21 protein-coding genes are annotated in these 20,711 nt (G+C 68.8%); 17 read left to right on the top strand and 4 right to left on the bottom strand.

All coding sequences use genetic code 11. The annotated features are described in order from the left end of the window. Positions 1 to 123 precede the first annotated feature (123 nt). From topA to proC, 4 genes are read left to right on the top strand one after another with little or no spacing between them, the layout of a single operon-like run. Positions 124 to 2,913: a type I DNA topoisomerase gene (topA, locus tag FCK90_RS02540; protein WP_158032728.1), complete on the top strand. Its 2,790-nt coding sequence runs from the start codon at positions 124 to 126 to the stop codon at positions 2,911 to 2,913. An 11-nt stretch (positions 2,914 to 2,924) separates the two neighbouring features. Further along, positions 2,925 to 3,905 (top strand): Ppx/GppA family phosphatase, encoded by a 981-nt coding sequence (locus FCK90_RS02535; RefSeq protein WP_158032727.1) that lies wholly within the window; start codon positions 2,925 to 2,927, stop codon positions 3,903 to 3,905. A 1-nt stretch (position 3,906) separates the two neighbouring features. Further along, positions 3,907 to 4,746 (top strand): sugar phosphate isomerase/epimerase family protein, encoded by an 840-nt coding sequence (locus FCK90_RS02530; RefSeq protein WP_158032726.1) that lies wholly within the window; start codon positions 3,907 to 3,909, stop codon positions 4,744 to 4,746. A gap of 41 nt (positions 4,747 to 4,787) precedes the next feature. Further along, complete coding sequence (proC, locus tag FCK90_RS02525; protein WP_158032725.1) at positions 4,788 to 5,633, top strand: pyrroline-5-carboxylate reductase; 846 nt, start codon at positions 4,788 to 4,790, stop codon at positions 5,631 to 5,633. Positions 5,634 to 5,645: 12 nt separating this feature from the next. Here proC and FCK90_RS02520 read toward each other — a convergent pair whose 3' ends face one another. Together FCK90_RS02520 and FCK90_RS02515 are read right to left on the bottom strand one after the other, a co-directional pair. Further along, the gene (locus FCK90_RS02520) at positions 5,646 to 6,320 is read right to left on the bottom strand and encodes a potassium channel family protein (RefSeq protein WP_281347436.1); all 675 of its coding nucleotides are present in this window, start codon (positions 6,318 to 6,320) and stop codon (positions 5,646 to 5,648) included. Then, positions 6,313 to 7,740: a TrkH family potassium uptake protein gene (locus tag FCK90_RS02515; protein WP_158032724.1), complete on the bottom strand. Its 1,428-nt coding sequence runs from the start codon at positions 7,738 to 7,740 to the stop codon at positions 6,313 to 6,315. The genes FCK90_RS02520 and FCK90_RS02515 overlap by 8 nt, the downstream gene beginning before the upstream one ends. A 255-nt stretch (positions 7,741 to 7,995) precedes the next feature. On the opposite strand from FCK90_RS02515, the gene FCK90_RS02510 reads away from it, so the two are divergent. The 11 genes from FCK90_RS02510 to ccsB all read left to right on the top strand — a co-directional run bounded on the left by FCK90_RS02510 (position 7,996) and on the right by ccsB (position 18,033). Then, positions 7,996 to 9,111 carry an acetoin utilization protein AcuC gene (locus tag FCK90_RS02510; protein ID WP_246179941.1) on the top strand — a complete coding sequence of 372 codons (1,116 nt, stop codon included), beginning with the start codon at positions 7,996 to 7,998 and terminating at the stop codon, positions 9,109 to 9,111. 69 nt (positions 9,112 to 9,180) lie between these two features. Then, on the top strand, positions 9,181 to 9,657 hold the full coding sequence (locus FCK90_RS02505) for an ArsR/SmtB family transcription factor (RefSeq protein ID WP_158032722.1): 477 nt from the start codon (positions 9,181 to 9,183) through the stop codon (positions 9,655 to 9,657). A gap of 102 nt (positions 9,658 to 9,759) precedes the next feature. After that, the gene (gene gdhA / locus FCK90_RS02500) at positions 9,760 to 11,106 is read left to right on the top strand and encodes an NADP-specific glutamate dehydrogenase (protein ID WP_158032721.1); all 1,347 of its coding nucleotides are present in this window, start codon (positions 9,760 to 9,762) and stop codon (positions 11,104 to 11,106) included. Between the two features lie 28 nt (positions 11,107 to 11,134). Continuing rightward, the gene (locus FCK90_RS02495; protein ID WP_220433254.1) at positions 11,135 to 12,088 is read left to right on the top strand and encodes a FadR/GntR family transcriptional regulator; all 954 of its coding nucleotides are present in this window, start codon (positions 11,135 to 11,137) and stop codon (positions 12,086 to 12,088) included. Positions 12,089 to 12,281: 193 nt separating this feature from the next. Beyond that, positions 12,282 to 12,380, top strand: a complete 99-nt coding sequence (locus FCK90_RS02490) for a 30S ribosomal protein bS22 (protein ID WP_005504750.1) — start codon at positions 12,282 to 12,284, stop codon at positions 12,378 to 12,380. Between the two features lie 122 nt (positions 12,381 to 12,502). Then, positions 12,503 to 12,814, top strand: a complete 312-nt coding sequence (locus FCK90_RS02485; RefSeq protein ID WP_158032720.1) for a glutaredoxin family protein — start codon at positions 12,503 to 12,505, stop codon at positions 12,812 to 12,814. A gap of 79 nt (positions 12,815 to 12,893) precedes the next feature. Next, positions 12,894 to 13,583: a histidine phosphatase family protein gene (locus FCK90_RS02480; protein ID WP_158032719.1), complete on the top strand. Its 690-nt coding sequence runs from the start codon at positions 12,894 to 12,896 to the stop codon at positions 13,581 to 13,583. Between the two features lie 40 nt (positions 13,584 to 13,623). Continuing rightward, on the top strand, positions 13,624 to 14,250 hold the full coding sequence (locus FCK90_RS02475; RefSeq protein WP_158032718.1) for a TlpA family protein disulfide reductase: 627 nt from the start codon (positions 13,624 to 13,626) through the stop codon (positions 14,248 to 14,250). Then, positions 14,247 to 15,008, top strand: coding sequence for a cytochrome c biogenesis CcdA family protein (locus tag FCK90_RS02470; RefSeq protein ID WP_158032717.1), 762 nt, complete (start codon positions 14,247 to 14,249; stop codon positions 15,006 to 15,008). The genes FCK90_RS02475 and FCK90_RS02470 overlap by 4 nt, the downstream gene beginning before the upstream one ends. An 88-nt stretch (positions 15,009 to 15,096) precedes the next feature. Next, on the top strand, positions 15,097 to 16,881 hold the full coding sequence (gene resB, locus FCK90_RS02465; RefSeq protein ID WP_158032716.1) for a cytochrome c biogenesis protein ResB: 1,785 nt from the start codon (positions 15,097 to 15,099) through the stop codon (positions 16,879 to 16,881). 48 nt (positions 16,882 to 16,929) lie between these two features. Continuing rightward, positions 16,930 to 18,033, top strand: coding sequence for a c-type cytochrome biogenesis protein CcsB (gene ccsB / locus FCK90_RS02460; RefSeq protein WP_246179918.1), 1,104 nt, complete (start codon positions 16,930 to 16,932; stop codon positions 18,031 to 18,033). Positions 18,034 to 18,107: 74 nt separating this feature from the next. Here the strand turns inward: ccsB and FCK90_RS02455 are convergent, their stop codons facing one another. Both FCK90_RS02455 and FCK90_RS02450 read right to left on the bottom strand, forming a co-directional pair. After that, entirely contained in the window at positions 18,108 to 18,581 is a 474-nt protein-coding gene (locus tag FCK90_RS02455) for a PLD nuclease N-terminal domain-containing protein (RefSeq protein WP_158032715.1), read from the bottom strand. Positions 18,582 to 18,597: 16 nt separating this feature from the next. Beyond that, positions 18,598 to 19,560: a sulfite exporter TauE/SafE family protein gene (locus tag FCK90_RS02450; protein ID WP_158032714.1), complete on the bottom strand. Its 963-nt coding sequence runs from the start codon at positions 19,558 to 19,560 to the stop codon at positions 18,598 to 18,600. A gap of 224 nt (positions 19,561 to 19,784) precedes the next feature. On the opposite strand from FCK90_RS02450, the gene FCK90_RS02445 reads away from it, so the two are divergent. Together FCK90_RS02445 and FCK90_RS02440 are read left to right on the top strand one after the other, a co-directional pair. Further along, positions 19,785 to 20,276, top strand: coding sequence for an RrF2 family transcriptional regulator (locus FCK90_RS02445; RefSeq protein ID WP_158032713.1), 492 nt, complete (start codon positions 19,785 to 19,787; stop codon positions 20,274 to 20,276). A 62-nt stretch (positions 20,277 to 20,338) separates the two neighbouring features. Beyond that, positions 20,339 to 20,698 carry a DUF4229 domain-containing protein gene (locus FCK90_RS02440; protein ID WP_181954164.1) on the top strand — a complete coding sequence of 120 codons (360 nt, stop codon included), beginning with the start codon at positions 20,339 to 20,341 and terminating at the stop codon, positions 20,696 to 20,698. Positions 20,699 to 20,711: the final 13 nt, after the last annotated feature.

Here is a 20,711-nt window from a genome sequence, read left to right as displayed (position 1 = left end):
TTAGGGTGGGATCCCGAGAGCGGACGGTGCGCGACGGCCCACCGGTTCCGCTGCCGATGAACCCGCCGGCGGCCGTCGTCGATACAGACCGGTGCCGGGCGTAACGCCCTCTGAGGAGAGACTGTGGCCAACAAGAACACGGGGACGGGCAAGAGCCTGCTCATCGTGGAATCCCCGTCGAAGGTCAAGACCATCGCCGGGTACTTAGGCGATGCCTATGAGGTGGATTCGTCCATGGGGCATATCCGCGACCTTCCGCAGCCCTCCGAGCTGCCCACTGACATGAAGAAGGGGCCCTACGGCAAGTTCGCCGTGGACGTGGACTCGGGGTTCGACCCCTACTACGTGGTCAATCCGGACAAGAAGAAGAAGGTCACCGAGCTCAGGCGCAAGCTCAAGGAGTGCGACGCCCTCTACCTGGCCACCGACGGCGACCGCGAGGGCGAGGCCATCGCGTGGCACCTGTACGAGGTGCTCAAGCCCAAGGTCCCCGTCTACCGCATCACCTTCCCGGAGATCACCCGGGAGGCCATCGAACGCTCCTTCGGGGAGGCCCGGGACCTGGACCTCGACCTCGTCGACGCGCAGGAGACCCGGCGCGTCCTCGACCGCCTCTACGGGTACGAGATCTCCCCGGTGCTGTGGCGCAAGGTCTCCTCCGGTCTCTCCGCCGGCCGTGTGCAGTCGGTGGCCACCCGGATGGTGGTCCAGCGCGAGCGCGAGCGGATGGCCTTCGTCTCCGCCGGCTACTGGGACCTCAACGGCCAGTTCACCTGCACCACCGGGCCGGACGAAGGCTCCTCCTTCAGCGCCCGGCTGGCCACCGTCGACGGCAGGAAAGTCGCCGGAGGCAAGGACTTCAACGACGACGGTCTCCTGAAGAAGCCCGGCGAGGTGGCGCACCTGGACGAGGCGCAGGCCCGCTCGCTGGCCGAGGGGCTCGCCGACGCGCGGTTCACCGTGGTATCGCAGGAGACCAAGCCCTATGTCTCCCGGCCCAAGGCGCCGTTCACGACCTCCACGCTGCAGCAGGACGCCGCGCGCAAACTGCATTTCTCCTCCCGCTCCACCATGCAGGTGGCCCAGCGGCTGTACGAGAACGGCTACATCACCTACATGCGTACGGACTCCGTGGCGCTGTCCGACCAGGCCGTGACCGCGGCCCGCCGCCAGGCCAAGGAGCTGTGGGGCGGCGATCACGTCCCGGAATCGCCGCGCCGCTACAGCTCCAAGTCCAAGAACGCGCAGGAGGCCCACGAGGCCATCCGGCCCGCCGGCGACTCCTTCCGCACCCCGAGCCAGGTGCGCTCGTCGCTTTCCGCCGACGAGTTCAAGCTCTACGAGCTGATCTGGCAGCGCACCGTGGCCTCCCAGATGGCGGACGCCAAGGGCTTCACCGCCACCGTGCGCCTCGGGGCCACCGCCGCCGACGGGCGGGAAGCCGTCTTCACGGCCTCCGGGACCGTCATCACCTTCCCCGGTTTCCTCTCGGCCTATCAGGAGGCGAAGGACTCCGGCAAGGAGGACGAGAAGAACAGCAACAAGCGTCTTCCCCAGCTGGAGGAAGGGGACTCCCTGGACGCCGCGGACGTGACCGCGGACGGCCACTCGACCCGCCCCCCGGCCAGGTACACCGAGGCCTCCCTGGTGGCGGCGATGGACGAGATGGGCATCGGGCGCCCGTCCACCTACGCGGCGGTGATCTCCACGATCGTGGACCGCGGCTACGTCAAGGTCCGGGGCACCGCCCTGATCCCGTCCTGGACGGCCTTCTCCGTGGTGCGGCTCCTGGAGGAGCACTTCTCCGACTACGTCGACTACGACTTCACCGCGGAGATGGAGGAGGGCCTGGACCGGATCTCCCGTGGCGAGGAGGACCGGCAGCAGTGGCTGCGCCAGTTCTACTTCGGCGAGGACGGCGTGGACAACGGCCTCAAGCCGATCGTGGACGACCTGGGCGACATCGACGCCCGGGCGCTGAACTCGATCCGGCTCACCGACGAGGTCACGCTGCGCGTGGGCAAATACGGCCCGTACCTCGAAGCGGGCGGTTCGGTGGACCCGGAGACCGGTGAGGTCACCGACCCGGTGCGCGCCAACGTGCCGGAGGCGCTCGCCCCGGACGAGCTGACCCCCGAGAAGGTCGCGGAGCTCATGGAGATCGGCCGCGCCGACGGCCGGGAACTGGGCACGGACCCGGAGACCGGGCGCACCCTCGTGGTCAAGGACGGCCGCTACGGGCCGTACGTCTCGGAGGTGATCCCCGAGCCCACCCAGGAGGAGCTCGACGCCATCCCCACGGAGTACTACAAGAACGGCAATCCCAAGCCCAAGAAGATCGAACGGCCCAAGCCGCGCACGGCCTCCCTGCTCCAGTCCATGGACATGCAGGAGGTCTCCCTGGACGACGCCCTGAAGCTGCTGTCGCTCCCCCGAGAGGTCGGAGCCGACAAGGACGGCGAGATGATCACCGCCCAGAACGGGCGCTACGGTCCCTACCTGAAGAAGGGCTCCGACTCGCGTTCGCTGCAGTCGGAGGAGCAGATCTTCGGCATCACGCTCGAGGAGGCGCAGCGGATCTACGCCCTGCCCAAGCAGCGGGGCAGGGGAGCGGCCAAGCCGCCGTTGAAGGACCTCGGCACGGACCCGATCACCGAGCGCCCCATGATCATCAAGGAGGGCCGTTTCGGGGAGTACATCACCGACGGCGAGACCAACGTGACGGTCCCGCGCTCCGAGACGGTCGAGCAGATGACCCGGGAGCGGGCCAGCCAGCTGCTCTCGGAGAAACGGGCCAAGGGTCCGGCGCCGAAGAAGAGCGGGTCGCGGGCCTCCTCCTCGCGCACCGGCAGCGGCAAGCGCCAGAAGGCATCGACCCCCCGTAAACGCAGCACCGCGGGATCCAAGGCGTAGAGGACCGCGGTGTGAGGCTTGGAGTCCTGGACGTCGGGTCCAACACGGTGCACCTGCTGCTCCTGGATGTGTATCCGGGGTCGCAGCCGGTGCCGTACGCCTCGCACAAGACCGGTCTGCGCCTCGTGCGCTACCTGGACGCCCTGGGCAATATCACGGACGAGGGGCGCGACGCCCTGACCGCGTTCGTTCTCGAGGCCCGCGACTTCGCGGCGGACAACGACGCCGATGACCTGCTCGCCTTCGCCACTTCGGCGATCCGCGAGGCAGGCAACGGCGCCGCGGTCCTCGAGCACGTGCAGTCCCGGTCCGGGGTGACCCTGACCGAGATCTCCGGCGACCAGGAGGCGGCGGTGACCTTCCTCGCCGTGCGGCGCTGGTTCGGCTGGAGCGCCGGGCGCATCCTCGACCTGGACATCGGCGGCGGGTCCTTCGAGATGGCCGCCGGGGACAACGGGCTACCGGATGCCGCGGTCTCCGTTCCGCTGGGAGCGGCTCGGCTGACCAGGAGGTTCATCCACGGCGATGCCGCCCTGCCGTCGGAGACCAAACGGCTGCGCCAGCACGTCACCCGGTTGCTGGGCCCGGCGGTGGAGACCGTCAGGAGCGCCGGCGAGCCAGATCTGACGGTCGGGACCTCCAAGTCCTTCCGCTCCCTGGCCCGCATCTGCGGGGCCGCGCCCCGACAGGACGGCCCGTACGTCCCCCGCCCCATGCACCTGGAGGACCTGCGGCTGTGGACCCGCCGTATGGAGGCCATGACCGCCGCCGAACGCCGGGAACTGCCCGGAGTCAGCGAGAGCAGGGCCGCCCAGATGCTGGCGGCCGGCATCGTGGCCGAGACGGCGATGTCCATGCTGGCGGTGCAGACGCTGCAGATCTGCCCCTGGGCGTTGCGCGAAGGCGTGATCCTCCGCAAGCTGGACCGGCTGAACGTGGACCCGGAGGCGGTCCTGAACCGCCCCGCCGAGATCGTGGGAAGGGTGAGCTGAGATGCCCCAGGAAGACCTAGACCGGCCGTCCCCGCACGTGGCGCTGTCCACGAGCTGCCTGTTCCTGGCCGAGCCGCCGGATTCCTTCCGGGTGGCCTCGGAACTGGGCTTCGACTCGGTCGAGGTGCTGGTCACCCACCAGCGTATGACCCAGCTGACCCATCAGCTGCAGGACGCCTCGCAGAAGTACCAGGTTCCCATCTCCGCGATCCATGCGCCCACGCTGTTCTTCACCCAGCAGGTGTGGGGCCGGCCGTGGACCAAGATCCAGATGGCGGCGAAGATGGTGGAACAGGTGGGCGCCGAGGTCGTGGTCGCGCATCCGCCGTTCGCCTGGCAGTCGAAGTACGGCCGCTCGTTCGTGGAGGGCGTGCACACGCTCTCGGAGATGACGGGCGTGAAGATCGCCGTGGAGAACATGTACCCGTGGCGCGTGGGCGGCCGCGAGATGCAGATGTACCGGCCGCACTGGGACCCCCGCAGGTTCGACTACGACTGGGTCACCTGGGACTTCTCCCACGCCTCGATCGCGCAGGTCGACTCCCTGGAGGCGATCCGGGAGCTGCTGCCGCGGCTGGGCCACGTCCACCTCACGGACGGGCACGACGGCGGCACCTCGGACGAGCACCTGATCCCGGGGCAGGGAGAGCAGCCGGTGGCCGAATCCCTGCGCTATCTCGCGGAACACGACTGGCAGGGTGTGTTGGGGGTTGAGATCAACACCCGTTCGGCCAAGACTGACGATCAGCGCAATGCGATGCTGGCCGAGTCGCTGGACTTCGCCCGCACGCATTTCCGCCCCGGGCCGGCCGGGCCCGCAACCGACGACCACGCGTCATGACCTGCGGAGCATGACGCACGTATACGGAGGACACGACTTCTATGACTGAGACCACCGAGCCCGTGATCGCCTTCCTGGGCAGCGGTTCCATGAACGGCTCCATCCTCCGCGGCGTCCTGGCCTCGGGTGTATCTCCGGAGCGCATCCGCGCGACCACTCGGTCGGAGGGCTCCGGACGCGCCCTCGCCGAGGAGACGGGCGTGCAGGTCTACTCGTCCGAGACGGACGGGGAGGCCAACGCGCGGGCCGTCGACGGCGCCGACCTCGTGCTGCTGGGCGTGAAGCCCTACGCCATCCTCGAGATGTGCGACGAGGTCCGCGATGCCCTGGCCCCGGACACCCTCGTGGTCTCCGTCGCGGCGGGCATCACCCTGGCCGCCATGGCCGACCACCTCCCCGAGGGGCAGCCCATCGTGCGGGCCATGCCCAACACGCCGTCCTCGGCGGGACGCGGCGTGATCTCGGTGACCCCCGGACAGCACACCACCGAGGCCCAGCTCGCCTCCATCTCCGACGTCCTCTCCCAGGTGGGCACGGTCGTGACCGTTCCCGAAGAGCTGATCCGCGCGGTGACGGGTGTCTCCGGATCCGGGCCGGCCTACGTGTTCCTGCTGGCCGAGATGATGCAGAAGGCCGGCGAGAAGCTGGGTCTGGAACCCGAGGTCGCCCGCGTGCTGGCCAAGGAGACGGTCAGCGGCGCCGGCGTGCTGCTCTCTCCGGAGGACGCCGACGCCGAAGCCCTCAGGAAGGCCGTGACGAGCCCCAACGGGACCACCGAGCGGGCCATCAACACGTTCCTCGACGGCGGGATCGAGAAGCTGGTGGCCGACGCGGCCGGAGCCTCGGCCGCCCGCGGCGATGAGATGGAGCAGGAGTACTGCGGCTGACGGGCCGGGCCGCTACGGCCGGGCCGCGAACCGCTCGATGAGCTGCGTGTGGCCCGCCACGATGAGGGTCTCCCTGGAGGTCACCGTCGTGTCGGGCGTGGCGTAGCTGAACTCCTCGCCGGGCGCCTTCACGCCCACCACCGTGACGCCGTACTTGGCACGGATGTCCGACTCGGCGAGCGTGAAGCCCTGGGTCTCGCGGGGAGGGTGCATCTTGACGATCGCGAAGTCGTCGTCGAACTCCATGTAGTCCAGCAGGCGCCCGGACACCAGATGCGCCGTCCGCCGCCCCGCGTCCGCCTCCGGGAAGATCACCTGGTGCGCGCCGATGCGCGAGAGGATCTTCCCGTGGGACTTGCTGATCGCCTTGGCCCAGATGCGCTCGATGCCCAGGTCCACCAGGTTGGCGGTGATCAGCACGGACGATTCCACGGAGGTGCCGACGCCGACCACCGCATGCTGGAACTCCGCAGCGCCGAGCTGGCGGAGCGAGTCGATGTCCGTGGCCTCGGCCTCCACGATGTGGGTCATGTGCCCGGCCAGCTTCTGCACCAGGGCGGGGTCGCGCTCCACCCCCATGACCTCGCGGCCCTGCGAGATCAGCTGCAGGGCCGTGGCCGTCCCGAAACGGCCCATGCCGATGACCAGGACGGGGACGTCATGGGATCTGTTGTGACGGTCAGCCAATGATCGGCCTTTCCTCCGGATACTGATAGAGCCTCCGCCTGGACCTTAGCGCCAATGCGGTGGCGACGGTGGTGGTGCCGATACGACCCACGAACATGACCAGCACCAGGACGATCTTGCCGGCCACCCCCATCTCGGCGGAGAACCCCGTGGAGAGCCCGCACGTGGCGTAGGCGGAGATCACCTCGAAGAGCACGCGGTCCAGCGGCTGCCCGGAGATCGCGAGCAGGACCCCCGTGGACACCAGGACGATGGTGGCTCCCATCGCGATCACGGAGATCGCGATGCGCAGCACGGAGTCGGGCACGGTGCGGTAGAAGGCGATGACGTGCCGGTCGCCCCGGGCCTCCGCCAGGATCGCCAGGAAGACGACGGCCAGCGTGGTCACCTTGATGCCGCCGCCGGTCGAGGCCGGTGCCCCGCCGGCGAACATCAGGGCGTCGGTGAGCAGCATGGTCACGGGCTCGATGTCGTTCATGTCGACGATGTTGAACCCGCCCGAGCGCATCATGGTCGAGGCGAAGAACCCCTGGAAGATCTTGTGCCCGGCGGACTCGCCGTCGATGGTCGCGGAGTTGTTCCACTCGAAGGCGCTCCACAGCACCCACCCGATGATGAGCAGGACGAAGGTGGTGACCACCGTGAGCTTGGTGTTCAGGTTCCACCGCGAGAACTTCAGCCAGCCCATCTGCCGCAGGACCAGGATCACGGGGAAGCCCAGCGACCCCAGCAGCACGCCCAGGCACACCGGGAACAGGATCAGCCAGGAGTGCGCTGCCGTGTCGAAGTAGGGGACCAGGCCGTCCGAATGCGGGGTGAAGCCGCCGTTGTTGAAGGCGGAGATCGAGTAGAAGACCCCGTGCCACAGCGAGGTGGCCGGGGGCTCGCCGGCCACCAGGAACCCGATGGTCAGGATCACCGCCAGGGTGCCCTCGATGACCACGGACGTGATGGCCACCGTGCGCAGCAGCGAGCCCACCTCGCCCAGGCGCCCCACGTTGAGGGCCTCCTGGGTGATCAGCTTGGACCGCAGCCCCAGCTGCCGCCCGATGGCCATGGCCAGGATCGAGGTCATGGTCAGCGTTCCCAGACCGCCGAGCTGGATCGCGACCAGGATGATCACGTGCCCGGCCAGCGACCAGTGCTCGGCGGTGGGCACCACGGTCAGGCCCGTCACGGTGACCGCGGAGGTCGCGGTGAACAGGGCGTCGGTGAACGACGTCGAGCGGCCGTCCTGGGAGGAGAGCGGAAGCCACAGCAGCAGCGTGCACGCCGCGACGACGGCGGCGAAGACCAGGACGGCCAGCCGGGCGGGGGAGGACTGGGCCAGACGGTCGATCACGTCGCGGGTAGCACCGAGCGCCGCGCGCAGTCGCGTGCGGTCAACCGCAGGGGCCCGGGCCCCCAGTGTCTGCGGCACGTGGTCTCCTGTCGGGCGGCGGAGCAGCGTGCGGGGCGGGGCCCGCTGCGGCCTGGTGCGGGGAGGCTCGGGAGCCGGGCCCTGCCCGCGTGGTGTACGGGTGCCAGTATGACCCCGATCCGGGGCTCTGTGTCACCCGTGGCGCAGTGCGGATGGTTCAATAAGAGTGTGACCCAGCCAACAGTAGCCCCGCGCCCGACCAGGCTCTTCTGGAGCCCACAGCTGCTGCACTACGACTTCGGCTCGTACCACCCCATGCACCCGTCCAGGCTCGACGCCACCTGGAGGCTGGTCCAGGAGTACGGGCTGGACCGGCGCGATTCGGTCACCGTGGAGGTGCCCGAGGTGGCGGGGGACACCGACCTGAAGCTGGCCCACACCCCCGAATACGTCGCGGCGGTGCACGCCGTCAGCGAGGACCCCACGCTCTCCCGGCCCGAAAGCGGCCTGGGCACGGAGGACACCCCCGGCTATGCCGGTATCCACGAGGCCTCCGCGCGCCTGGCCGGGGGGTCGCTGCAGGGCGCGCAGGCCATCCTGGACGGCACGGCCGTGCGCGCCGTCAATTTCGGCGGGGGCATGCATCACGCCTTCGCGGACAAGGCCAGCGGGTTCTGCGTGTACAACGACTGCGCGGTGGCGATCCAGCACCTGCTGAACAACGGCGTGAAACGGGTGCTCTACCTGGACGTCGACGGCCATCACGGCGACGGCACCCAGTCGATCTTCTTCGACAACCCCGCCGTCATGACCATCTCGCTCCACGAGTCCGGGGCCACCCTGTTCCCCGGCACGGGCTTCGCCAACGAGATCGGCACGGGTGAGGCCACGGGCATGGCGGTGAACATCGCCATGCCGCCGACGGCAGAGGACGCCCAGTGGCTGCGCGCCTATCACGCGGTGGTCCCCGCCCTGGTCGAGCAGTTCCGTCCCGAGGTCATCGTCTCCCAGCACGGATGCGACTCCCACCTGTCCGACCCCCTGACCCACCTGCGCGTGAGCGTGGACGGCCAGCGGGAGATCATGCTGCACGTGGCCGAGATGGCCGACCGGTTCTGCGAGGGCCGGTGGATCGCCACCGGCGGCGGGGGATACGACTGCTACGACGTCGTGCCGCGCTCCTGGTCCCATCTCGTGGCCGTGGTCAGCGGCAAGCCCCTGCCCGTGACCACCCCCGTCCCCGAAACCTGGAGGGACTACGTCAAGGAGTACTACGGCGGGGAGCCCCACGAGTACATGGGGGACCGGGTGGATCTCTGGTGGCGTTCCTGGGAAGTGGGTTTCGACCCCGACGACGCCACCGACCGGGTCATCATGGCCACCCGGCGGGAGGTGTTCCCCCAGTGGGGCCTGGACCCCTGGTACGACTGAGGGGGCATCCGCTCCGCCGGGCCGCGCCGTAACCGCGGGATCGCCGCGGGAATCGCTATTGTCTGTCGAATGACCCAGGACGTCTTCTCGGTTCTCGCCGATCCCACCCGCCGGGCCATCCTGGATGCGCTGCACGGCGGGGAGTCCCCCGTCGGGGACCTGGTCGAGGCCGTGGGCGCCTCCCAGCCCACCGTGTCCAAGCACCTGCGCATCCTGCGCGAGGCCGGTCTGGTCGATCAGCGCGCCGAGGGGCAGAAGCGTTTCTACAGCGTGCGTCCCGAAGGCCTGGCTCCCGCCGCCCGGTGGCTGGCGGTCTTCTCGATCCCCGGCGACGCCGTGGCCGCCGCGGTGCCGCCGGGGATCGAGAAGACCGCGGACGGCCCGGCACCCGGAGAGCTGTCGGAGGAGCCGGTGAGGCCGGTGACCCGCTCCGTGGAACCCGAGGGGATGCCCCGTGTGCTGGACCCGCACGTGGTCCGCCAGGACGACGGAACCGGCGGCCGAGGGGGTTTCCTCCAGTCGGTCTTCCGGCGCCGTCGCAGGTAATCGCCTCCCGATGATGTTGCCGAAACCGCGGAGTCTGCCAAACTCTTCTCTTGGGTCTGAAGTTCTGGTTTCAGATTTTGGTCGATAGGAGAGGTGTTCAAGGTGGACGAAAAGCTGGGATCGGTTCGCGATGCGGTGGTCAAGCGCAATCCGGGCGAGAAAGAATTCATCCAGGCGGTCGACGAGGTCCTGGAGTCCCTGGGCCCCGTCATCACCCGCCACCCGGAGATGCTGGAAGCCTCGATCATCGAGCGCATCTGCGAGCCCGAGCGGCAGATCATCTTCCGAGTCCCCTGGGTGGACGACACGGGGAAGGTCCAGATCAACCGGGGGTTCCGCGTCGAGTTCAACTCCGCGCTGGGGCCCTACAAGGGCGGTCTCCGCTTCCACCCCTCGGTATACCTGGGCATCATCAAGTTCCTGGGCTTCGAGCAGATCTTCAAGAACTCGCTGACCGGCATGCCCATCGGCGGCGGCAAGGGCGGGTCGGACTTCAACCCCGCGGGCCGCTCCGACGGCGAGGTCATGCGTTTCTGCCAGTCGTTCATGACCGAGCTCTACCGGCACATCGGGGAGTACACCGACGTGCCCGCGGGCGACATCGGCGTCGGCGGCCGGGAGATCGGCTACCTCTTCGGGCAGTACAAGCGCATCACCAACCGCTACGAGTCCGGCGTGCTCACCGGCAAGGGCCTGACCTGGGGCGGGTCCCTGGTGCGGACGGAAGCCACCGGATACGGCACGGTGATGTTCACCCAGGACATGCTGGCCTCCCGCAACGACGGCCTGGAGGGCAAGACGGTGTCGGTCTCCGGCTCCGGCAACGTCGCCATCTACGCCACGGAACTGGCCCAGCGTCTCGGGGCCAACGTGGTCACGGCATCGGACTCCAGCGGATTCGTCCACGACCCGAAGGGCATCGACCTGGAGATGCTCAAGCAGATCAAGAACGTGGAGCGCGGGCGCATCAGCACCTACGTGGAACGCCGCGGCGGCTCCGCCAAGTTCGTCCCGGCTGGCAAGGGCTCCATCTGGGAGATCCCGGCCGACGTCGCGCTCCCGTGCGCCACCCAGAACGAACTGCACGGCCGCGATGCCAAGGCCCTGCTCGGCAACGGCGTGATCGCGGTCGCCGAAGGCGCGAACATGCCCACCACCGGTGAGGCCACCCGCCTGTTCCAGGACGGCGACGTCCTGTTCGCACCCGGCAAGGCGGCGAACGCGGGGGGCGTGGCGACCTCGGCGCTCGAGATGCAGCAGAACGCATCACGCGACTCGTGGACCTTCGACTACACCTACGATCGCCTGCGCGAGATCATGCGCGGCATCCACGACACGTGCGCCGAGAACGCCGAGGAGTACGGCCTGGCCGGAAACTACGTTGCTGGAGCAAATATCTCGGGCTTCATCAAGGTTGCCGATGCAATGCTGGCCCAAGGCGTCATCTGAAGCGGCCGATGGACGTAGGCTAAAGAGCATGGCCACGCATAGACGAGTCCTCCAGTGGTTGGAGAACGAACTGTTCGACGGGAACCTGGTACTGGGCCAGCAACTCCCGTCTGACAAGGACCTTGCCTCCGTTCTGGGCGTGAACCGAGGCACTATGCGCGAGGCCCTGAAGATCCTCGAGGCGCAGGGCGTCTTGCGGCTGTACGAAGGCAGCCGCAAGACCATCCTGCCCATGCTCGTCCGGGAGCCGGCGGCCTCGGCCGGGCCGGCGCTGCAGCTGCACATGGCCACGGCCGAGTACCCGTTGCGCGACATCGTCCAGACCCGGGTGCTCCTGGAGACCTGGGCGCTGGAGAGCGCGGACAACCGCAGCCACGCGATGGGGGAGCTGCGGACGCTGCTGCGGGAGATGGGCCGCGACGACATCTCGCTCAAGGAGTTCCACCATCTCTACGTGAGCTTCCACATCGCCCTGGTGAAGTCCTCCAACAACACCCTGGTCGCAGCACTGATGTCCGCGCTGCGGGACTCGATCTACGAGTACACGATGGCGCTCGTCGGCCACGTGCCGCTGTGGTCCAAGACCGTGGACCGCATCCGGGCGGAGCATCAGGCCATCTTCTCCGCCGTGCTGGCCGGTGACAACGGGCTCGCCTCCCGCCTGGTCGAGGAGCACATCGAGTACCAGTACGTCGAGGCGGGCGTCGACCCCGACCGCGGTCCCCGCGAGGAGAGCCAGGATCCCGGCGGGCTCACCGCCGGTCCGCTGGCTTCCGGGCGGGTGTGGTCCAACGGCAACGACGACGACCCCAACCCCACCTCCGAGCACACCCCCGTCAAGGAGGCCGTCGCCCTGCAGGTGGCGCGCAACTCGGGGCACGCCGCGGCGGGGCCGGGCGATCTCGCCGCGGAATCGGCGGACGAGGACGACGACATCCCCGAGGATTTCGGGCAGGACCAGGACGAGCGCCGTACCGGCTGACGCCCCGCCGTGGCCCGAATAACGCCGTTCGAACTGAAACGGGTAGACTTCCGAGGAACCATTTTTCTGGATGCGCCCTGGAGCGCTCCGGTTCTACCCGGTCCACCGCCGTCGCGGGCCCGCCCAGGGCTGCGATCTAGCACGTCACACTGCATGGCGGACCGGGACGTCGACATATAAGTGAGGATTGTCCATGGGCTCTGTCATCAAGAAGCGCCGCAAGCGCATGTCCAAGAAGAAGCACCGCAAGCTGCTTCGCAAGACCCGCCACCAGCGTCGTAACAAGAAGTGATCTTGGGCGCAGGCCGGATCCGGCCTGCGCATCCGGCGATGCCGGTGAGAGACCGCGGGCGGTGCACCTGATCCAGGGTGCACCGCCCGCGGTCTCATGTTCCGGGCACTACGATGCTCGCTATGACCTCCACCCCAGAACCCCCGCCCGTTCCCGTTCCCGCGGTCGAGGGCGTGGGCGCCGTCCCCGTGCAAGTGGTGACCACGCCGGGGTGCCATCTCTGCGAGGACGGGCTCGCCGTCGTCGAGCGGATCGCCGGCCGGTTCGGGGTGGCCTGGGAGGACCTCCCGCTGAGCCGGATCCCCGAAGGCCCCGAACGCGACCGCTGGTCCGTCGAGGTCCCGGTCCTGCTCATCGACGGCGTGCAGCGAGACTTCTGGCAGATCGACCCCAGGCGGCTCACGCGCCTGCTGCGGGAACGCGCTGCCGCCTGAGCCGGGCGCAGCGCGGGACCGCGCCGGAGCCGGCGGTCCCGATTCGAGCCGCGGGGGCAGGTCTGGGACAATGTGGTCCATGCCAACACACGCCGCGGCCTCCTCAGTGACCGTCCACCTGCTACGTCATGGCCAGGTGCACAACCCGGATCGCATCGTCTACGGACGCCTGCCCGAGTTCCATCTCTCGGACCTGGGCCATGCCATGGCCCGCGAGGCCGCCGGCGCGCTGGCGCAGCGCAGCGAGAACGGCTCCCGTCTGGTCTACCTGGCGTCCTCGCCACTGACCCGGACCCTGGAGACCGCCGCCCCCGTGGCGGAGGAGCTGGGGCTGCGGATCCACCCGGACGAGCGGCTGATCGAACCCAGCAACCATTTCGAGGGCCTCCACGTGGACCGCAGCCAGCTCGGCCGCGTGTCGCACTGGCCCTACATGCTCAACCCCCTGCGGCCCTCCTGGGGCGAGCCGTACCGCAGGCAGGCGGCCCGCATGGCGGAGGCCGTGCTCGATGCCGGGCGTCGCGCCGTCGAGGCCGGGGGAGACGGGGCGGAGGCCGTCCTGGTCTCCCACCAGCTGCCGATCTGGATGGCCCGGCGCTCCGCCGAGGGGAAGTTCCTGCCGCACGACCCGCGGTCCCGCCAGTGCAATCTGGCCTCCCTGACCTCCCTGGTCTTCGACGACATCCACGCGGGCCTGCGGCCGCGAGTGATCTACAGCGAGCCGGCCGCGCACCTCTATCCAGGGGTCAACCAGCTTCCCGGTTCATAATGCCGTGGTCCCGAATTCCAACCGTTCAGGTGATGTGACTGTGTCTCGCCCTTCCCGCTCGACGCCGGACGCCCCCAGGTTCTCCCGCCGGGCCGCCATCGCGACCTCCGCAGCGGGCCTGAGCGCGCTCGTGCTGGCCGCCTGCTCGCCGCAGGAAGAGGCGCTCGCGGAGCAGGCGAACGCCGGCGGGGACACGGGGTACATCGCCGGCGACGGATCGGTGACCGAGTACTCCGAGGCCGAGCGCAGCGAACCGGTCTCGTTCAGCGGCACGCTGTTCGACGGCACGACGGTGGACGCCGAGGGCCTGCGCGGCAAGCCCGCTCTCCTGAACTTCTGGTACGCGGGGTGCGCCCCCTGCCGCAAGGAGGCCCCCGACCTGGTGGAGATGGCTCACGAGCACGACGGCGACATCGCCTTCTACGGCGTGAACGTGCGCGACGAACGGGCCACCGCCGAAGCCTTCGAGCGTACCTTCGAGATCCCCTACCCCTCCTTCGAGGACCGCGACGGCGGCGTCCTCCTGGCGCTGTCCGAGTTCGTCCCCCCGCAGGCTGTTCCCACCACGATCATCCTGGACGCCGAAGGGCGGGTGGCGTCGCGGGTGCTGGGCATCGCCGAGCCCTCCATCCTCAAAGCCCTGCTGGATGACGTGGTGGATGCGTGACAGAGGGTCATCAGTTCGCCTCCCTGATCCTGGACGGCTCCCTGTGGGCCGCCTTCCCGGTGGCCCTGCTGGCGGGTCTGGTGTCCTTCGCGTCGCCGTGCGTGCTGCCGCTGGTCCCGGGTTACCTGGGTTATGTGACCGGACTGACCGGCGTCGACCTGGAGCAGCAGAGACGCGGGCGGATCTTCACCGGCGTGGCGCTGTTCATCGGCGGGTTCACCGTGGTGTTCGTGCTGATGTCCGTGGTGCTGGCCCGTCTCGGCGCACTGCCGTGGCTGCGCGGGCAGAGCTGGGTCATGATCGTGCTCGGCGCGCTCGTGGTGGTCATGGGCATCGTGTTCATGGGCGGCTTCGGGTTCCTGCAGAGGGAACGCCGGATCCACCGGAAACCCCCTCCGGGACTGTGGGGCGCGCCCCTTCTGGGCATCACGTTCGGCCTGGGATGGGCGCCGTGCATCGGCCCCGCCTTCGCCGCGGTCCAGATGCTCGCCTACAGCGGCGGGGCGTCGGTCGGCAAGGCCACCGTGCTGACCCTGGCCTACTGCATCGGCCTGGGGGTTCCGTTCCTGCTGATCGCGCTGGCCTTCCGCCGGGGCATGGGCGCACTGTCCTACCTGCGCAGGCACCGTCTCCTGCTGCAGCGGCTCGGCGGCGGCATGCTGATCCTGATCGGGCTGCTGCTGATGACCGGGGTGTGGACATCGTTCATCTCCTGGTTCCAGGCGGAACTGGTGCAAGACTTCGTGCCGGTGATCTGATGCGGACGATGAGACAACGCCGGGCCCGTGCGACCGGGCCGATCGGTACGACAGCGCCGGCGGCGCGGGTGATTCGAGGAACTCGGTGATGGCACGCAGGAGTGACGTGGGCCGGAAGGCAAAGGGCCAGAACGCGAAGGGCCAGCAGACGAAAGGCGAGACGACGGACAACGAGAAGACCAGAGGGCGGAAGGGCAGGCCGAAGACGTCGTCGGACGTGGCCGTCCCCGCCCTGGGGATCGTGGGCATGCTGCGCTGGGCGTGGTCGCAGCTGACGCGCATGAACACGGCGCTGTTCCTCCTCCTGCTGCTGGCGGTGGCCGCCGTGCCGGGGTCGATCTTCCCCCAGCGGGTGCAGGACGTCGGCGCGGTGAACGCCTATATCGAGGCCAACCCCACGACGGGACCGATCCTGGACACCCTCCAGTTCTTCGACGTGTTCTCCTCGGTCTGGTTCTCGGCGATCTACCTCCTGCTGTTCATCTCCCTCGTGGGCTGCGTGATCCCCCGGGCACGCAAGCACTGGCAGGCCTGGAGGGCCGAGCCGCCGCGGACCCCGGCGCGCCTTCAGCGCCTTCCCTCCTCCCGTTCCCTCGAGCTGGGCGGCCGCGACGGCGCGCCCGCACCGGAGGCCGACGTCGTCGTCGAACGGGCCGCGGCGATCCTCAGGAAGCGCCGCTACCGGGTGGACGTCCGGGACCTGGGCACGGCAGCGCCATCGGTGGGCGCCGAACGGGGCATGTGGAAGGAGGTCGGCAACATCGTCTTCCACCTCGCCATCGTGGGGATCCTGGTCTTCGTGGCCTACGGGTCGATGTTCGGGTTCAAAGGCCAGAAGATCCTGACCGTGGGGGACACCTTCGCCAACTCCCTCATCAGCTACGACTCCTTCACCCCCGGCTCCAATTTCAACGCCGACTGGCTGGAGCCGTTCACCATCCGCGTGGACGACTTCACGATCGACTACAACCGGGACACCGAGGATCCGGCCAGCTACGGCATGCCGCTGCACTTCGAGGCCGGGGTGACCATCACGGACGCCCCCGGGGACGAGCCCCGGGAGGAGACGCTGAGCGTGAACCACCCGATCGGCGTCGACAACGTGAGCGCCTACCTGATCGGCAACGGCTACGCGCCGGTGGTCCGCGTGACCGATGGGAACGGGGACGTCTCCTACGAAGGACCCGTGGTGACGGTGCCCGAGGACACCTCTTCGGCGGTCTCCTCCTTCACCTTGAAGGCCCCGGACGCCTCCCCGGAGCAGCTCGGGTTCTCCGGCACGTTCCTGCCCACCGCCTGGACGGACGAGGAGTCCGGCCAGCTGACGAATGCCGATCCCGACCTGGGCAACCCCGTCCTGGTGCTCTCGGCCTACAGCGGGGACCTGGGACTGGACGACGGCACGCCGCAGAACGTCTACGTCCTGGACGTCAGCGACCTGCGCGAACTGGCCTCCCCCATGACGGAGAACGGCCCCGTCATGCTGTCGGAGGACAATCCCCGAGTGGAGCTCCCGGACGGCCTGGGCAGCATCGAGTACCTGGACACCGTGCGGTACGTCGGCCTGGACATCCACTACGATCCGGGCACCCGCGGCGTGTTCGTCTCCTTCTGCCTGGCCTTCGTCGGCCTGATCATGTCCCTGTTCATCGTGCGCCGCCGTGCATGGGTCCGGGTCAACACCGTGGACGGGCCCGACGGGCCGCGCGTGGTCCTGCAGTACGGACTGCTCGCCCGCGGGGAGGATCCGCGCCTGACGGCGGAGAACGACGCCCTGGCCGAGCTGTTCACCGCCGAGTGGGAGGACATCGGTGTGCGCGACTCGACGGCCACCACCAGCCCCGCCGCGCGCTCCAAGGCCTCCGCCGAATGACCTCGAGCGCCAGGTCCCACACCGGCGCGGAAGTGAGAGAATGACCCCATGAACGTCAATACTGCCCTGGGCACGTGGTCTGAGCTGTTCATGCTCCTGGCTGCGCTGGTCTACATGTTCGTCTTCATCGCCTTCGCGTGGGACATGGCCTCCCACTCCAAGACGCTGCGCGAGGCCGAGAGGCAGGACCAGGGCACGGCCGGGGAGAAGGCCCTGGTGGGGGCCGCCACTGCCGCCAGTGCCCAGGGGGCTGCCGAAGAGCGGGGGAGCGTTGCGCGCGACGAGCGCAACGACTCCGGCTCCGGGTCCCGCGCTGGGTGGCGCTCCACCTCGGCCGAGGCGCTGGAGGGCCAGGTGGCGGGCGCCACGATGGCCTACTCTGACCAGGACCACCGCCGGCCGGCGGCCCGGGTGGCCGTGGTCCTCATGGTGCTGGCCTTCGCCATTCACCTCGCCGCCGTGGTCATGCGCGCGATCGCCGCGAACCGCGTGCCCTGGTCCAACATGTACGAGTTCTCCACCACGGGAGCCTTGCTCATCTCCGCGGTCTACCTGGTCATGCTGACCATCAAGGACCTGCGGTTCGTGGGAGTGCTGATCTCGGGCCTGGTCACGCTCATGCTCATCGCGGCAACGATCGCCTATCCCACTCCGGTATCCCCGTTGCAGCCGGCCCTGCAGTCCTACTGGCTGGTCATCCACGTCTCCATCGCGGTGGCCTCCATGGGGATCTTCGCGATCACGTTCGCCATGGCCATCCTGCAGCTGGTCCAGGACCGCAGGGAACGCCGGATCCTGGCGGGCGGTCCCAGCGGCTGGGCGTTCCTGAAGATCGTGCCCTCGGCCCAGAGCCTCGAGAACTTCTCCTACCGGCTCAACAGCGTGGGTTTCGTGTTCTGGACCTTCACCCTGGCAGCCGGTGCGATCTGGGCCAGGGACGCCTGGGGGCGCTACTGGGGCTGGGACCCCAAGGAGGTCTGGACCTTCGTGATCTGGGTGGTCTACGCCGCCTACCTGCACGCCCGTGCCACGCGCGGGTGGACGGGCCGGCGTTCGGCCTGGTTGTCGATCGTGGGCTTCATCTGCATCCTGTTCAACTACTTCGTGGTCAACACGGTGTTCGACGGACTGCATTCATACTCGGGGCTGTGACCCCCTCGAAGCCGATGTGCTGAGGGCCGGATCCATCGTGGATCCGGCCCTCAGCACATCGGCGGTTCTCCCGGTCAGCTGCCCGGCCTGCCGGGCTGGTCGTCGGGGTCCCGGGGCTGGTCGTCGTCGAAACGTTCGCCGTCGGGGTGGTCGTCGTCAGAGTTGTCAGGACGGTCCTCGCCGCCGCCCTCGTCCTGGGCCGCTGCCGGATCGATGCCGGCATCCTTCTGCTGGCGCTCCCACTCCTCGAGTTCCGCCTCGGCCTGCTCGGTACGACGCTTCTCGTCGATCTGGCGCAGGAAGTTGGGGTCGTCGTCGGGTCCCCTGCCGCGTGAGGGCTGGGACGACGCCGGGGCGTACCGGGGGCGGCCCAGGGTGAGCCACAGCACCCCGCCGATGACGGGCAGGAGGAGGATGACCGCTATCCACGGGCCGCGCTTGATGCCCCGGATGTCACGTGGATCAGAGCGCAGGCAGTCGAAGAACGAGTAGATGATCACGCCTACTGCTAGCGCCGCGGCGCCGATGATTGCGATTGCTCGGATCATGTATCAATCATATTGCTTAGGTAACCGGTGACTTGACAGTTGCCTCGTCTCGTTCATCAGCCGGCAGCGAAGACTGCCCGGAATCCCCGGTACCGGCGACGACCCGCCTCGTGTCCCGTTCCCTCCGGTGGGCGCGTGCGGCATGGACGACGGCGGCGATCCAGACCAGTGCGACGGCGATGTAGACGACGTTCGTCAGCTGCGCCGGCGCGTTCAGAGCGTCCGCCGAGAGCAGCGTGCGCAGGTTGGTCAGGACGATCAGGCCGCCGACGGCCGGGCCCAGGACCCGCGCGGGGATGACCTTGACCAGAGCCGCGGCGATGGGGGCCGCGATCACGCCGCCGATGAGGAGCGCCCCCACCCAGGCGAAGTTGATGCCCTGGCCGCCCAGGTGGATCAAGAACCCCAGCGAGGCCGCGACGGTCACCATGAACTCGGCGGTGTTGACCGAACCGACCACCTTGCGGGGTTCGAGCCGGCCGTCGGCGAGGAGCGCAGGGGTTCCCACCGGCCCCCATCCACCGCCTCCGGTGGCGTCGATGAAGCCCGCGAACAGACCCAGCGGGGAGAGGAACCTGGCGGGGATCTTCCGGCCCAGGCGTTCCTTCCGCAGGCCCTTGAAGGTGAAGCGCCACAGGATGTAGACGCCGAGGATCAGGAGAACGGTGCTCATCACCGGCCGTGCCACGGAGGCGTCCAGGTTCGACAGCACCGTCGCGCCGAGGAAGCCGCCGGCCGCTCCGGGGATGCCGATCTTGGCCACCACGCGCCAGTCGACGTTGCCGAAACGCCAGTGCGAGATGCCCGAGGCGAGGGTGGTGCCCACCTCGGCCAGGTGGACCGTCGCGGAGGCCGCGGCCGGGTTGGCCCCGATCATGAGCAGGAGCGTGGAGGTGGTGACTCCGTAGGCCATGCCCAGGCCACCATCTACGAGCTGTGCTGCAAGGCCGACGAGGGCTATCAAAATCAGAGTGCGCACGGGGCACCTCCTTCTGCGGATCTCCTGCTGCGGTCATGGCTGTTGCACGGGAATTCCCGTGATCGTGATGCCGGCCGGCGCGGCCCGGAGGCCGGTTCCCCGTTCTCGCGGTTCTTGCAGCGCGGACCGAATCCCGATAATTCCGACTGGTTCTGTCGGGTTTCAACGAGCAGGAGCCTCCCACCTCGCCCGGGGGGAGTCAAAGCTCATGAAACAATCGTCATATGGAGATCACAGCGCGGTCCGAATACGCCATTCGGGCTCTGCTCATGCTTGCCGAAGCCCATTCCGCCGGTACGGACGCCCTGCCCGTCGCCACGTTGGCCTACCGGCAGGAACTGCCGGCCAAGTTCCTGGAAGTGATCATGGGCCAGCTGCGGCGCGGCGGCCTGGTCACGAGCAAACGCGGTGCCTCAGGGGGGTACCGGCTGGCAGTTTCCCCCCGAGAGCTCAAGGTCGGCGCCGTGATCCGCACCGTGGACGGCCCGCTGGCCGGGGTGCGGGGGATACGCCCGTCGGATACCGCCTACAGCGGCCCGGCCGCGCACCTACCCGTCGTCTGGGTGGCGGTACGGGCGGCGCTGCGCCGCGTGCTGGACGAGGTCAGCATCGATGACATCCTCACGGGGGACTTCCCGCCCGAGGTGGCCCAGCTGGCCAAGGACCCGGAGGCGTGGCAGGACCGGTGGCCGTTGAAGGCCCCGGTGCAGGACTGACCCGCACTGAACCGCACCGGACCGTTTCGGGTGCGCCCAAGTGGCGGCACTAGACTGCTGGGGTGAACTTCCTGAAGTACTCCACGCTCCGCCTCGGCCTGCTCGTCTTGGCGTTCGTGCTGGGGTTGTGGCTGCGGCTCGGAATCCTCCTCTCCGGCCTCACCTCGATCATCATCGCGTTCGCCGTGTGCTACATCTTCTTCCCCAAGCTGCACATCGCCGCGAGCCAGGACCTGAACCGGCTGTTCTCCCGTACGCCGAGGATCCGCAGGGACTCCCTGGGGGACGAGGACGCCGAGATCGAGGACGCATATGCGGATTCGGCGGAGCGGGCCACCGGGGACGCCCCGCAGCACGAGGACGCCGTCCCGCCTCAGGATGACCGGCAGGACGGCCGGCGTCCGTCACGCGATCAGGACTGACCTCCGGCGCCGG

This window comes from Kocuria coralli, assembly GCF_008831305.1.
Taxonomy (GTDB): domain Bacteria; phylum Actinomycetota; class Actinomycetes; order Actinomycetales; family Micrococcaceae; genus Kocuria; species Kocuria coralli.
Note: the sequence above shows the minus strand (reverse complement) of the source record. Positions and strands in the feature narration are given on the sequence as shown.